We start from the raw sequence: 13,782 nt of genomic DNA on the forward strand, positions 1-13,782 counted from the left end.
TGGGAAGGCGGCTTGGCCGCCTTCCCGGTATTTCACTGCCGGTGCTCGATTAACGAACCGGCGGTGCGTACTGGATGCCGCCCTTGTTCCACAGAGCATTCAAGCCGCGTGCGATCTTGAGGGGGCTGCCCTGGCCGATGTTACGCTCGAAGATTTCGCCATAATTGCCGACGCCCTTGATGACGTTGGCGGCCCAATCATTGGTCAGGCCGAGATCGGTGCCGATCTTGGTGTCGGTCTCGCTGCCGAGGAAGCGCTTGATATCAGGGTTCGGCGAGTTCTTCATCTCGTCGACATTTGCCTGGGTGATGCCGAACTCTTCGGCATTGATCAGCGCATAAGCCGTCCAGGAAACGATATCGAACCACTGATCATCGCCCTGACGGACGGCCGGGCCAAGCGGCTCCTTGGAGATGATCTCAGGAAGGATGATGTGTTCGTCGGGATTCTTCAGCGTCAGACGCAACGAATAGAGACCGGACTGGTCGGTCGTGTAAACGTCGCAACGACCGGCGTCGTAGGCCGCGTTGACCTCAGGAAGATTTTCGAAGACGACCGGATTGTACTGCAGATTGTTCGTCTTGAAATAATCGGCGAGGTTCAGTTCCGTGGTCGTCCCCGACTGCACGCAGATTGCTGCGCCGGAGAGTTCGAGAGCCGACTTCACGTTCAGGCCCTTGCGCACCATGAAGCCCTGGCCGTCATAATAGGTGACGGGACGGAAGTTGAAGCCGAGTGCGGTGTCGCGGTTGATCGTCCAGGTCGTATTGCGCGAGAGAACGTCGATTTCACCGGACTGCAGAGCGGTGAAGCGTTCCTTCGCATTTGTCGGCGTGTACTTGACCTTGGTGGGGTCGCCGAACACCGCCGAAGCGACGGCCTTGCAGAAGTCGACGTCGAAGCCGGCCCAATTGCCGGAAGCGTCAGGTGCGGCAAAGCCGGTAAGGCCGGTATTGACGCCGCACTGAACGAAACCCTTTGCCTTGACGTCTGACAGAGTGGTGGCGGAGGCGGCCGAGGCGCCAACTGCCAAAACTGCTGCGCCGATGGCGGCGGACAGGAGCTTATTTTTCATTTTCCCAACCTTTTCCGTTGTCTTATCTTTTCTTGTGGGGAGTGCGTGCCGACAATCCGTGCCGCCTCCCCATTGTCTCGACACCCTCCCGGCGCGAGTGACCCTATCACAGTCGCAAATGTCACTATGGTCAAGTGTCACGCCCAATAATTGCGGCGAAATGCAACATTTTGGCAGATAGCGCTGCATTCATGGGCGGTTGACTAGGAAATAGGCGTCCGGTTGCGGAAAAATAACGCGAAAATCGAAATTTCCATGATTTCGGATCGTCGCCTCAACCGATCTTCAAGGGGTTGACCGGAAACGGCGGGGCGTCCAAAAGTCTGGTTTCGCGACCCTTCGCCAAAGGCTATTCCCGACATGAAAGACAAAGACAGCTTGCTGCAAAATGCCGGCATCAACACCCGCCTGACCCATATCGGCAACGACCCCTTCGATTATCACGGCTTCATCAATCCGCCGGTCGTGCATGCCTCGACAGTGCTGTTTCCGAACGCGCGGGCGATGGAGACGCGCACGCAGAAATACACTTACGGGACGCGCGGCACCCCGACGACGGATGCGCTCTGCGAGGCGATCGACGCACTCGAAGGCTCGGCCGGAACAATCCTTGTGCCGTCGGGCCTTGCGGCCGTCACCATTCCGTTTCTGGGTTTCGTCGCAGCCGGCGATCATGCGCTGGTGGTCGATTCGGTCTATGGCCCGACGCGTCATTTCTGCGACACGATGTTGAAGCGCCTGGGCGTCGAGGTGGAATATTACCATCCGGAGATCGGCGCCGGCATCGAGACACTGTTCCGGTCGAACACGAAACTCGTCCACACCGAGGCTCCTGGCTCCAACACCTTCGAGATGCAGGATATTCCGGCGATCTCGGCGGTTGCGCACCGCCACGGCGCCGTCGTCATGATGGACAATACCTGGGCGACGCCGGTCTATTTCAGGCCGCTCGATCACGGCGTCGACATCTCGATCCACGCATCGACGAAATATCCGTCCGGCCATTCCGACATCCTGCTCGGGACGGTTTCGGCCAATGCCGAGCATTGGGAGCGGCTGAAGGAGGCAAACGGTGTGCTCGGCATCTGCGGCGCACCCGATGATGCCTACCAGATCCTGCGCGGATTGCGCACCATGGGCCTGCGCCTCGAGCGGCACTATGAAAGCGCGCTCGATATCGCGAAATGGCTGGAGGGCAGGGACGACGTCGCCCGCGTGCTGCATCCGGCCCTGCCGAGTTTCCCCTCGCACCATCTCTGGAAGCGCGATTTCAAAGGCGCCAGCGGCATCTTCTCCTTCGTGCTGGCCGCAGACGGTCCCGAGAAGTCCAGAGCAAAGGCGCATGCCTTCCTCGATGCGCTGAGGATTTTCGGTCTCGGCTATTCCTGGGGTGGCTTTGAAAGCCTCGCCTTGCACGCCTATCTCAACGATCGCACGGTCGCCAAGGCTCCGACGGACGGTCCGGTCATCCGCCTGCAGATCGGCATCGAGGACGTGGCCGACCTGAAGGCCGATATCGAACGGGGTTTTGCGGCGGCAAGCGCGGTCTGATCAGACACATTTTGCCGTCGTGGTCCCGCCTCACGGCAGATCGACAGCCCGATAGCCGTAGATCCAGTCGAGATCTGCCGCGAGGCTCAGCGGCGGCTTGAGGCCGAGCACGAGATCGCGGCCGATCCGGATCGGCCCTTTTGCATGATAGGCGAACCGGTTGAAGGCGCCGCGCTGGCGAAGCCTCGCAATGCGTGGCGCCCGATGTCGTTCGAAGAGCGCCAGCGCTTCCGCCACGGGGTGGTTCGAAAGAAACGTGGCCAGTTCATAGGCGTCTTCGATCGCCATCGCCGCTCCCTGGGCGGCAAACGGCATCATCGCATGCGCTGCGTCGCCGATCAGAACTGTCCTGCGGCCGTCCTGCCATACGCCCGATGTGGTTTCGAACAGCGGCCAGAACGTCAGCTTCTTCTGTCTGTCGAGCAGCGAGACGATCGCGGCATTCCAGCCGGAAAGGCGTGCCCGCAACTCGGCGCGCTGTTCAGCCGTCGGCTCGCTTTGCCAGGCCTGCGACGCGATATTGCCGGCGGTGATCGCCACTACGTTGAAGCTGCCGGTCTCCCTCAGCGGATAGCAGACGAGATGCGCCGAACCGCCGAGAAAAGCCGAAACGCTTGCCCGGTCGAGGAAAGCGGGCGCCTCCGTTTCGGCAATCGTAAAACGGTAGGCGATATTGCCGGAAAAGCGCGGCGAGGGGCTGCCCGGCACGGATTGCCGAAGCTTCGACCAGACGCCGTCGGCGCCGATGACGACATCGGCCGCCCGCTCGAAAAGCGGTAGGGTCGAATCTATCCGCACACCAAGGTGAAGCCGGCAGAGCGGATCGGCCGCAACCGCAGCCAAAAGGGCTTTCTGCAATGTGGTGCGGTGCAGGACGCCATAGGGAGCGCCCCAGCGTTCTCGCGCGAATTTGCCGGCCGGCACCGCCGCGAGCTGGCGGAGCGACCCACCCGATCTCAGCCGGATCGCGTCCGGCTCGAGCCAGACCTTAGACAGTCCCTCAAGGATACCAAGTTCGGCAAGGATGCGGGAAGCGTTCGGCGAAACCTGCAATCCGGCGCCGATGTCGGTGAGTTCGCCCGCCTGCTCGAAGATCTCCGAGCTGATACCCCGGCGCGAAAGCGCGAGGGCAGCAGTCAGTCCTGATATCCCGGCGCCGACGATGGCGGCATGTTCGATCGGCATTGTCCGTCCGGTCCGGATCTGGACTGACTACGCCGCCTTTACGTGGAAAACGCAACCGGCCGGATTGGTCTGGCTCGGCTTGAGAGCGGAATTGAAGCGATAGAGCGTCGAGCAGTAGGAACAGACCTTCTCGTTGTCGTCGCCCATGTCGATGAAGATATGCGGATGATCGAAGGGAGCCGAAGCGCCGGTGCACATGAATTCCTTGACGCCGACTTCGATAACGCGGTGACCGCCGTCGTTCTGGAAGTGGGGAATGTTGTGGCCGGCCATGTCGCTCTCCGAATACTTTGAAATGTGCGCGAACCTTATAAGCCTTCGCCGCAAATGTGTAGAGCCAAACCGCCTCGCCAAGCACAGTTTTTAGCCACAGTTTTTGGCTTCACGACGAAAGGCCGCTCGATTATGGTCGCGCCAAAAAGGAAGGCCCGATGAACCTGAATACGCCCACATTTTCGAGCTTCACCCATGACGGATTGCAGCTCGCCTTCTTCGATGAGGGCGATCCGGCCGGCGTCCCCGTGTTGTTGATCCACGGCTTTGCCTCGACCGCAAACGTCAATTGGGTGCATCCTGGCTGGCTGAAGACGCTCGGCGATGCCGGCTACCGGGTGATCGCCATGGACAATCGCGGCCACGGCGCAAGCGACAAGCCGCATGATGCCGAAGCCTATCGTCCCTGGGTCATGGCCGGCGATGCGATCGCACTGCTCGACCATCTTGGCATCCCAGAGGCCAATGTCATGGGCTATTCGATGGGCGCGCGCATTTCCGTTTTTGCCGCGCTTGCCAATCCGCATCGCGTCCGTTCACTGGTGCTCGGCGGCCTCGGCATCGGCATGACCGACGGCGTCGGTGACTGGGACCCGATTGCCGATGCACTTCTGGCGCCCTCGCTGGAGGCGGTGACGCATACCCGCGGCCGCATGTTCCGCGCCTTCGCCGAGCAGACGAAGAGCGACCACGTCGCCCTTGCCGTCTGCATCCGCGGCTCGCGCGATCTCGTCGCCCGCTCCGATATGGCCAAGCTCGATATGCCGACGCTGATCGGCGTCGGCACCAAGGATGATATCGCCGGCTCGCCGCAGGAATTGGCGGCGCTGATGCAAAATGCCGAAGCGCTCGATATTCCGGGCCGCGATCATATGCTCGCCGTCGGCGACAAGGTTTTCAAGCAGGCGGTGCTGGCCTTCTATGCAAGGGTCGCCCATCGCTGACAACATCCTGATGCCGAAAATCCATGCTAAAAAACCATGGCGACGGCACCCATATATGTTATTGGCGTTTTCCTCTATATATTGGCATTCCGAAAACGGCATTCCTTCCGGCAACGAGGAGAGCGGCGATGGTCGCAAAGACTGACATCCGTGCTTTTGAGACAGGCCATCCGCTGAAGGTGATGGATCCCATCTGGGACAGCCTGCGCGAGGAAGCCCGGCTCGCCGCCGAACGGGACCCGGTTCTCGCGGCCTTCCTCTATTCGACCGTGATCAACTACCACTCGCTCGAGGAATGCGTCATCCACCGCATCTGCGAGCGTCTCGATCACCCCGACATGCAGGCGAACCTGCTTCGCCAGACCTTCGAGGAAATGCTCCTCGACTGGCCGGACTGGAGCTCCATCCTGCGCGTCGATATCCAGGCGATCTATGACCGCGATCCCGCCTGCCTGCGCTTCATGGAGGCGGTGCTTTATTTCAAGGGCTTCCACGCGCTGCAGACACATCGTCTCGCCCATTGGCTGCTGAACCGCGGCCGGCGTGATTTTGCGCTCTATCTGCAGAGCCGCTCCTCCAGCGTCTTTCAGACCGACATCAATCCGGCCGCCCGTATCGGCAAGGGCATCTTCCTCGATCACGCCACCGGCCTCGTCGTCGGCGAGACGGCCGTCATCGGCGACAACGTTTCGATCCTGCACGGCGTCACACTCGGAGGCACCGGCAAGGAGGGCGCTGACCGCCATCCCAAGATCGGCTCCGGCGTCATGATCGGCGCCGGCGCCAAGATCCTCGGCAATATCGAGATCGGCTACTGCTCACGAGTCGCCGCAGGCTCCGTCGTATTGAAGGCGGTGCCGCCCAAGAAGACGGTGGCGGGCGTGCCGGCCAAGGTCGTCGGTGAGGCCGGTTGTTCCGAGCCGTCGCGCAACATGGACCAGGTGATTGGCGCCGATATCTGAGCGCCCATTGGAAACAAGGATAGGAAAAGTCGGCGGGATCCGAGCGGGGAGGGCCATGAGCAAACGGCAACCTTGCCTTTACACCGCTGCATTTCCTGTGCAAGAAGCGGCCAATCAAGACCGCTTACGGAGATGACAGAGTGAAGCCAGAAGAAATCAAGAAGCTCGACGCCTATTTCAAGCGCATGTTCAACCCGCAGATGATCGTCAAGGCGCGTCCGCGCAAGGATGATTCTGCGGAAGTCTATCTCGGCGAAGAATTTCTGGGTGTCGTCTATATCGATGACGAGGACGGCGACCGCTCCTACAACTTTTCGATGGCGATCCTCGACGTCGATCTCTGATCGCGTTCGAAAGCTTCAAAAGGACCGAACGCGCGATCCGTTCGGTCCTTTTTTCGTTTTTTCGATTCGCAACGAGAATTTATTCAAAACTTCCGGTTGCGGCATTCTGATATATTTTAGCAAAATCAGTTAAAGACGTACGTGCCCCGGCGCGCTGCCTTTGTTATGTTATTGCAATACAACCTTTGGATGTTTTGCAACGCACAAGACTACTTGACTATTTGTGCATTGCAGCTACCCTGCGGCCACCAACAGCCCAACGGAGGATGGCTCATGTTCAACTTTGAAGACGCCAACAAGAAGAGCAAGGAAGCCGTCGACACGGCCCTGAAGACCTATACCGACACGTCCAAGGGCTTTCAGGCAATCGCCGCCGAAGCCACTGAATATTCGAAAAAATCCTTTCAGGAGGCGGTGACGCATTTCGAAACGCTGGCCGGCGTCAAGAGCTTCGAGGCCGCTTTCGAGCTGCAGACGAGCTACGTCAAGGCGTATTTTGAAGGCTTTGTCTCCGAGACGACGAAGCTCAGTGAGATGTATGCCGATCTCGCCAAATCAGCCTACAAGCCCTATGAAGCGCCGATCGCCGCTGCCGTCGGCAAGACCCCCAAGTCGGTCGCTTCGGCGACACCTGCTGCCGCATGACGTGATTTTGACGGCGCAACCTGCGCTACATATTGAAAAACGAGGACCGGCTACGCATCTGTGGCCGGTCTTTTTGTTTCCGCTTTCGCTGCAGCGCCCGCATGGGATCGACCAGGGACTTTTTTGGTCTTTCCCGTGCATGCCGGCCATTTCTTGATTGCAGTGTCTGACAGGGGGCTTAAAATCAGCCTATTATGAACTAAGTTAGTGTTTCAGATATTCGGTGGGAAAAGCACCCTCCCATGCTCCGCCGGATTGCTTGAGGAATGAATGACAATGATCGCAAAGCCGATCCGGATGCAGAACGACAGCGAAAGGAACGGGGACAACGCAAATCGAACCTCGGTCATCACACGCACCAAGCCGAAGACCAAGAAGCCCAATCTTTATCGTGTGCTGCTTTTGAATGACGACTACACTCCCATGGAATTCGTCATCCATATTCTGGAGCGTTTTTTTCAGAAGGATCGTGAAAGTGCCACCCGCATCATGCTCCATGTCCATAACCACGGCGTCGGCGAATGCGGAATATTCACATACGAGGTAGCGGAAACGAAGGTCAGCCAGGTGATGGACTTCGCCCGGCAACACCAGCATCCGCTGCAATGCGTCATGGAAAAGAAGTGAGGATCTGAACGTGCCAACATTTTCGCCTAGTTTAGAGAAGGCGCTCCATCAGGCACTGACCTTTGCCAACGAGCGGCACCACGAATATGCGACGCTCGAGCATCTGCTGCTCGCCCTGATCGACGATGCCGATGCGGCCGCGGTCATGGGTGCCTGCAATGTCGATCTCGACGCGTTGCGCAAGACGCTCGTCGAATATGTCGACAACGAACTTTCCAACCTGATCACCGGATATGACGAGGATTCGAAGCCGACCTCCGGCTTCCAGCGTGTCATCCAGCGTGCCGTCATCCACGTGCAATCGTCCGGCCGCGAAGAGGTGACCGGCGCCAACGTGCTCGTCGCGATCTTCGCCGAGCGCGAGAGCCATGCCGCTTATTTCCTGCAGGAGCAGGAAATGACCCGCTACGATGCCGTCAACTATATCTCCCACGGCATCGGCAAGCGGCCGGGTGCTTCGGATGTGCGTCCCCCGCGCGGTGCTGAGGACGAAGCCGAAAGCAGCAAGCCGACGGCGCGCGGCGGCGAGGAAGAGGGCGGCCCCAAGAAGCAGCAGGATGCGCTCAAGGCCTATTGCGTCAATCTCAATGAGAAGGCCAAGGGCGGCAAGATCGATCCGCTGATCGGCCGTCACGCCGAGGTGAGCCGCACGATCCAGATCCTGTGCCGCCGTTCGAAGAACAATCCGCTCTATGTCGGTGATCCCGGCGTCGGCAAGACGGCGATCGCCGAAGGCCTTGCCAAGCGTATCGTCGAAGGCAAGGTTCCCGAAGCACTCGCCGACGCGACGATCTTCTCGCTCGACATGGGCACGCTGCTCGCCGGCACGCGCTACCGCGGCGATTTCGAGGAGCGCCTGAAGCAGGTCGTCAAGGAACTGGAAGAATATCCAGGCGCCGTGCTCTTCATCGATGAGATCCACACGGTGATCGGCGCCGGCGCCACCTCGGGCGGCGCGATGGATGCATCGAACCTCCTGAAGCCGGCCCTGTCATCGGGTGCCATTCGCTGCATCGGTTCGACCACCTACAAGGAATACCGCCAGTTCTTCGAGAAGGACCGGGCGCTGGTCCGTCGCTTCCAGAAGATCGACGTCAGCGAACCGTCGATCGATGATGCGATCGAGATCATGAAGGGCCTGAAGCCCTATTTCGAAGAGTATCACCACCTGCGTTATTCGAACGACGCCATCAAGTCGGCCGTCGAATTGTCGGCCCGCTACATCTCCGACCGCAAGCTGCCCGACAAGGCGATCGACGTGATCGACGAAACCGGTGCCGCCCAGATGCTGCTGCCGCCGTCGAAGCGCCGCAAGCTGATCACCGAAAAGGAGATCGAGGCAACGGTCGCCACGATGGCGCGCATTCCGCCGAAGACCGTCTCCAAGGACGACGAAGCGGTGCTCGCCAATCTCGAGCAGGAACTGCGTTCGGTGGTCTACGGCCAGGATATCGCGATCGAAGCCCTTTCGACCTCGATCAAGCTGGCGCGTGCCGGTCTTCGCGAGCCGAACAAGCCGATTGGCGCCTATGTCTTCTCCGGTCCGACCGGCGTCGGCAAGACCGAGGTGGCAAAGCAGTTGGCATCGTCGCTCGGCGTCGAACTCCTGCGCTTCGACATGTCGGAGTATATGGAGCGGCACACGGTTTCGCGTTTGCTCGGCGCACCTCCCGGCTATGTCGGCTTCGACCAGGGCGGTCTTCTGACTGATGGCGTCGACCAGCACCCGCATTGCGTGGTCCTGCTCGACGAAATCGAGAAGGCGCATCCCGACATCTACAATATCCTCTTGCAGGTCATGGACCACGGCACGCTGACCGACCACAACGGCAAGAAGATCGACTTCCGCAACGTCATCCTGATCATGACGACCAATGCGGGTGCGTCGGAGATGGCCAAGGCGGCGATCGGCTTCGGCTCGTCCAAGCGCACCGGCGAGGACGAGGAGGCGCTTACCCGCCTGTTCACACCGGAATTCCGCAACCGTCTCGACGCGATCATTCCTTTCGCGGCGTTGCCGACGGCTGTCATCCACAAGGTCGTGCAGAAGTTCATCATGCAGTTGGAGGCCCAGCTTTCCGAAAGGAACGTCACCTTCGACCTGCATGAGGACGCGATCGCCTGGCTGGCGGAAAAGGGTTACGACGAGAAGATGGGCGCCCGCCCGCTTGCTCGCGTCATTCAGGATACGATCAAGAAGCCGCTCGCCAACGAGATCCTCTTCGGCAAGCTGAAGAAGGGCGGCGTCGTAAATGTCACCGTCGGCCCGAAGGAAGACGGCAAACCCGGCATCGTGCTGGAAGCCATTTCGGAAACGGCGCCGATCAAGCCGAAGCCCGAAGCCGAGGTCGTGCATCCCGAAGGCGATGATGGGGATGACGGCGAGCTGAAGACGAAGGCAGCCCGCAAGACCCGCGCCAAAGCGGTGCCGCAGGCCGAGCCTGAGGTCCGCGACGCCCCGAAGAAGGGAAGCGCGGTTCCGAAGGTTCCACGCAAGAAGTAAGATACCGTCACCGAATTGGAAAAGGCCGCGTCACTCGCGGCCTTTTGCGTTTCCGGATCTGCATGCGCCCTTTTTAGAGCCTGGTGTAGTCGATCTCGAGAAAATCGGCGACCTCGGGCATCCAGCGGTCACGCACGAAGGCGACATGCAGCGGATGGAGATTGTACGTGTCGTAGCCAGCCTGATCGTCGAATTCCATCGAAAAGCCGACGGTAAAATCGTTCTTTGGACTCGTCTGCCGAAGCTGCTCGAAGTTCCGCACGCTCGGGATCTTGGCAAGCACCAGCGCGTCGGCGAGGAACGACGTTTCTTCCGCCGAGCCAACTTCGTGCTTCAGGCGGAATGCGACAGTATGGCGGATCATGATCGTGTTCCAAATGGTTGTCTGGATTGAATTCTCTGAAATCGACGGGTGTTGACCCTACGCCAGTGCGGCCCTGATCTTTTCGGCATTGCCGGCCAGCACGGCACCGTCCTCCATCTTGCCGGAATGCGGCTTGAGGGCCATGCCCTCATGGCGCGGGATGACGTGGAAATGCAGGTGGAACACCGTTTGCCCGGCGGCCGGCTCGTTGAACTGGGCGATGAACACGCCATCGGCGTCGAAGACGTCCTTCACCGCATTGGCGATCTTCTGGACGACTGATATCGCGCGGGTGAGGGTGGCTGGATCGGCGTCGAGAATATTGCGCGATGCCGCCTTCGGAAGGACGAGAACGTGGCCCGGCGCCTGTGGCATCACATCCATGATGGCGATGGTATGCTCGTCCTCGTAAACCCGGTGCGAAGGGATTTCGCCGCGGAGGATCTTGGCGAAGATGTTGTTGTCGTCATAAGCGGCCGGGCTGGTCATCACGAAATCTCCTCGTTTTTCACAGCGCCGTGCGTCTTTTCAAACGCGCAAAGGACGCTGTAGCACTTTGAACTACTGCATAATTTTATCCCCAAAATCGATTCCGATTTAGGGAATTATGCGTTGATCGGGTAACGCGGCCGGTGCGGCGGCGTCAATCCTCCTGCTGACGCTCGCCCTTGCGGAAAGGACTGTGCTCGGTCAGCAACTCGCTCATCTGTTCGACATCGGCGCGCTCGCGGGCGAGATAGTCGCCGATCGCCCGGCGAAGGCCGGCATGAGCGACATAATGGGCGGAATGCGTCGTCACCGGCAGGTAACCACGTGCGAGCTTGTGTTCGCCCTGCGCTCCGGCCTCGACCCGTTTCAGCCCTTTCGAAAGCGCGAAGTCGATCGCCTGATGATAGCAGACCTCGAAATGCAGGAAGGGATGATCCTCGATACAGCCCCAGTGACGGCCGTAGAGCGTATCGCCGCCGATGAAGTTGATCGCGCCGGCAATATAGCGCCCCTCGCGCTTGGCCATGACGAGCAGGATATCGTCGGCCATGCGTTCGCCGATCAGCGAATAGAACTTGCGGGTGAGGTAGGGCCGGCCCCACTTGCGCCCGCCAGTATCCATGTAAAACTTGAAGAACTGGTCCCAGATGCGTTCCGTCAGGTCGCGGCCGGTCAGCCAGTCGATGCTGATCCCGTTTTCGAGGGCGGCGCGGCGCTCTTTGCGCAACGCCTTGCGTTTGCGCGAGGCAAGCGTTTCGAGAAATTCCTCGTGATTGGCATAGCCGTCATTGATGAAATGGAACTGCTGGTCGGTGCGGTGCAGATAGCCGTCCATCTCGAAGACGCCGATCTCTTCGTCCGGCACGAAGGTGATGTGGGCCGAGGAGATGCCGAGCCGGCGCACCACCTCCTTCAGGCTTTCGGCGATCGCGCTCTGGATCGGCAGCCGCTGCAGCCCCTCGGCGACAAGAAGCCGCGGGCCCGTCGCCGGGGTGAACGGGATCGAGCACTGAAGTTTGGGATAGTAACGGCCGCCGGCTCGCTCGAAGGCGTCGGCCCAGCCATGGTCGAAGACATATTCGCCCTGGCTGTGGTTCTTGAGATAGCCGGGCAGGGCACCGATCAGTTCGCCGCGCCCGGTCTCGAGCAGTAGATGGTGGCCGAGCCATCCGGTCTCGGCGTCGGCCGAGCCGGAGTCTTCCAGCGACGATAAAAAGGCGTGCGAAACGAAAGGGTTGTAGGCAATCGTAGCACAGGTCTTCGACGCCCCGGAAAGCCTGGACCAGCTCTCCGGGGAAATCGCGGTGAAGGAGCGTTCGACGCGAATGGATAATTCATCAGTCATGGGACAAATGCGAAGCCTGTGGGAGGATGGTCTCGGCTCTGCCTTACAGCGCCGCGCGTCTTTTCAGACGCGCAAAGGACGCTGTAACACTTTGAGTTGCTGCATAATTTATCCTCAAATCGATCCGATTTAAGGAGTTATGCAGCAGTCTGCGCATGATCTTGGCCAAAAAGCGAGCGTCAAGCAGCCACACGCGGATCGAAGCCTTCGAAGGTCATCTGGTCTGCATTGGCGAATGTGCGTCGGCGCGCCTCTTCGTCACGCACCGTCCAGGTGATGACGGGAATGCCCTTTTCGCGTTCGCCTGTGATGAAGGCATTCGGCAGGTCGTCATAATAATAGGAGATGAAATCGAGACCGATTTCCATCGCCTTCGCATGCGTATTGAACTCTTCCGGCGTGTTGCCGTTGGCGGTCAGCCCGAGCGGGTAGGGTGAGCCAAGCGCCTTCAGGTCGCGCAGCAGCCAGTGGTCGAAGCTCATCAGCGCCACCTGGCCCTCATAGCCTTCGAGGACCTCGAGCACGGCTTCGGCGAAACCTTCGTCATCGGCCTCGCGCCCCTTCAGCTCCAGCACCAAAGGCACCTTGCCCTTGACGAGATCGAGAAGCTGGCGCAGCGTCGGCACCTTGTCGCTTGTGCCGCCCACGGCGATCAGTCCGAGTTCCCTGGAGGTGCGCTCGCGGATGTCGCCGTTGAGATTGCACAGGCGCTGCAGGTCCTCGTCGTGAAAGATGACCGGTACGCCGTCGGAGGCGTAGTGCAGGTCGCATTCGATCGCAAAGCCCGCTTCGACGGCGCGTGAGAAGGCCGAAAGCGTGTTTTCCCAGACATGTGTGTTGAGGTCGTGATAGCCGCGATGGGCGACCGGCAGGTCCCTGATCCAGGCAACATTGGTCATTCTGCGATTTCCATGATAGCGTCTATCTCGACGGCGGCATTCAGCGGCAAGGCCGCCATGCCGACGGCGGCACGCGCATGTTTGCCGGCTTCGCCAAGCACGCCGGCAATCAGGTTCGAAGCGCCGTTGATGACGAGATGCTGCTCGACGAAGTCGGGCGCCGAGGCGACGAAGCCGTTCAGCTTGATGACGCGCCGGATACGGCCGAGATCGCCGCCAAGTGCCGCCTTCGCCTGGGCAAGGATGTTGATGGCGCAGAGTTCGGCGCCGCGCTGGCCCGTTGCAACGTCGACGGTCTTGCCGAGATGGCCTGAGACGGTGACCTTGCCGCCTTCGAGCGGCAGCTGGCCGGAGATGTAGAGAAGATTGCCGCTGATGACATAGGGAACGTAATTTGCAGCAGGTGCTGCGGCTTCGGGCAGGGTTATCCCCATCTCAATCAGGCGCGCTGCAATTTCATCGGACATTTTCGTCTCCGCTTTTGTTGTCAATTCTTCAAAAATTATGCATCAAGACTAGAATCTTTAATATGACAGTTTCGAGCCTCGATTTGGCCGAAAGCGTTCTTATAACATC

At 59.8% G+C, this 13,782-nt stretch carries 15 protein-coding genes; 7 read left to right on the forward strand and 8 right to left on the reverse strand.

Annotated features, from left to right (window positions below; all coding sequences use genetic code 11):
- Positions 1-49: 49 nt before the first annotated feature.
- Positions 50-1,075 (reverse strand): amino acid ABC transporter substrate-binding protein, encoded by a 1,026-nt coding sequence (locus RL_RS11425; RefSeq protein ID WP_011651801.1) that lies wholly within the window; start codon positions 1,073-1,075, stop codon positions 50-52.
- A gap of 360 nt (positions 1,076-1,435) precedes the next feature.
- Between RL_RS11425 and RL_RS11430 the strand changes: the two genes are divergently transcribed.
- A complete protein-coding gene (locus RL_RS11430) occupies positions 1,436-2,626 on the forward strand; it encodes a cystathionine beta-lyase (protein WP_011651802.1) in 1,191 nt (396 codons plus the stop codon).
- A 30-nt stretch (positions 2,627-2,656) separates the two neighbouring features.
- On the opposite strand, the gene RL_RS11435 is transcribed toward RL_RS11430, so the two are convergent.
- Positions 2,657-3,811 (reverse strand): FAD-dependent monooxygenase, encoded by a 1,155-nt coding sequence (locus RL_RS11435; protein WP_011651803.1) that lies wholly within the window; start codon positions 3,809-3,811, stop codon positions 2,657-2,659.
- 27 nt (positions 3,812-3,838) lie between these two features.
- Positions 3,839-4,084: a zinc-finger domain-containing protein gene (locus RL_RS11440; protein WP_003539274.1), complete on the reverse strand. Its 246-nt coding sequence runs from the start codon at positions 4,082-4,084 to the stop codon at positions 3,839-3,841.
- A 158-nt stretch (positions 4,085-4,242) separates the two neighbouring features.
- Between RL_RS11440 and RL_RS11445 the strand changes: the two genes are divergently transcribed.
- The 6 genes from RL_RS11445 (at position 4,243) to clpA (ending at position 10,109) form a co-directional block, all read left to right on the forward strand.
- A complete protein-coding gene (locus tag RL_RS11445) occupies positions 4,243-5,028 on the forward strand; it encodes an alpha/beta fold hydrolase (RefSeq protein WP_011651804.1) in 786 nt (261 codons plus the stop codon).
- 128 nt (positions 5,029-5,156) lie between these two features.
- Positions 5,157-5,990: a serine O-acetyltransferase gene (cysE, locus tag RL_RS11450; RefSeq protein WP_011651805.1), complete on the forward strand. Its 834-nt coding sequence runs from the start codon at positions 5,157-5,159 to the stop codon at positions 5,988-5,990.
- Between the two features lie 140 nt (positions 5,991-6,130).
- On the forward strand, positions 6,131-6,334 hold the full coding sequence (locus RL_RS11455; protein ID WP_003539277.1) for a DUF3126 family protein: 204 nt from the start codon (positions 6,131-6,133) through the stop codon (positions 6,332-6,334).
- Positions 6,335-6,607: 273 nt separating this feature from the next.
- Complete coding sequence (locus tag RL_RS11460; protein ID WP_028742056.1) at positions 6,608-6,979, forward strand: phasin family protein; 372 nt, start codon at positions 6,608-6,610, stop codon at positions 6,977-6,979.
- 276 nt (positions 6,980-7,255) lie between these two features.
- On the forward strand, positions 7,256-7,606 hold the full coding sequence (gene clpS / locus RL_RS11465) for an ATP-dependent Clp protease adapter ClpS (RefSeq protein WP_017988219.1): 351 nt from the start codon (positions 7,256-7,258) through the stop codon (positions 7,604-7,606).
- A 10-nt stretch (positions 7,607-7,616) separates the two neighbouring features.
- Entirely contained in the window at positions 7,617-10,109 is a 2,493-nt protein-coding gene (clpA, locus tag RL_RS11470; RefSeq protein ID WP_011651808.1) for an ATP-dependent Clp protease ATP-binding subunit ClpA, read from the forward strand.
- 73 nt (positions 10,110-10,182) lie between these two features.
- On the opposite strand, the gene RL_RS11475 is transcribed toward clpA, so the two are convergent.
- From RL_RS11475 to RL_RS11495, 5 genes are all read right to left on the reverse strand, one after another.
- Positions 10,183-10,473 carry a Dabb family protein gene (locus RL_RS11475; RefSeq protein WP_011651809.1) on the reverse strand — a complete coding sequence of 97 codons (291 nt, stop codon included), beginning with the start codon at positions 10,471-10,473 and terminating at the stop codon, positions 10,183-10,185.
- 57 nt (positions 10,474-10,530) lie between these two features.
- Positions 10,531-10,962, reverse strand: coding sequence for an HIT family protein (locus RL_RS11480; RefSeq protein WP_028742055.1), 432 nt, complete (start codon positions 10,960-10,962; stop codon positions 10,531-10,533).
- Between the two features lie 154 nt (positions 10,963-11,116).
- Complete coding sequence (locus RL_RS11485) at positions 11,117-12,307, reverse strand: GNAT family N-acetyltransferase (protein WP_011651811.1); 1,191 nt, start codon at positions 12,305-12,307, stop codon at positions 11,117-11,119.
- Positions 12,308-12,486: 179 nt separating this feature from the next.
- Entirely contained in the window at positions 12,487-13,206 is a 720-nt protein-coding gene (locus RL_RS11490) for a glycerophosphodiester phosphodiesterase (protein ID WP_011651812.1), read from the reverse strand.
- Positions 13,203-13,673: a RidA family protein gene (locus tag RL_RS11495; RefSeq protein ID WP_003539285.1), complete on the reverse strand. Its 471-nt coding sequence runs from the start codon at positions 13,671-13,673 to the stop codon at positions 13,203-13,205. The genes RL_RS11490 and RL_RS11495 overlap by 4 nt, the downstream gene beginning before the upstream one ends.
- Between the last annotated feature and the right edge of the window lie 109 nt (positions 13,674-13,782).

The organism is Rhizobium johnstonii 3841 (assembly GCF_000009265.1).
Taxonomy (GTDB): Bacteria; Pseudomonadota; Alphaproteobacteria; order Rhizobiales; family Rhizobiaceae; genus Rhizobium; species Rhizobium acaciae.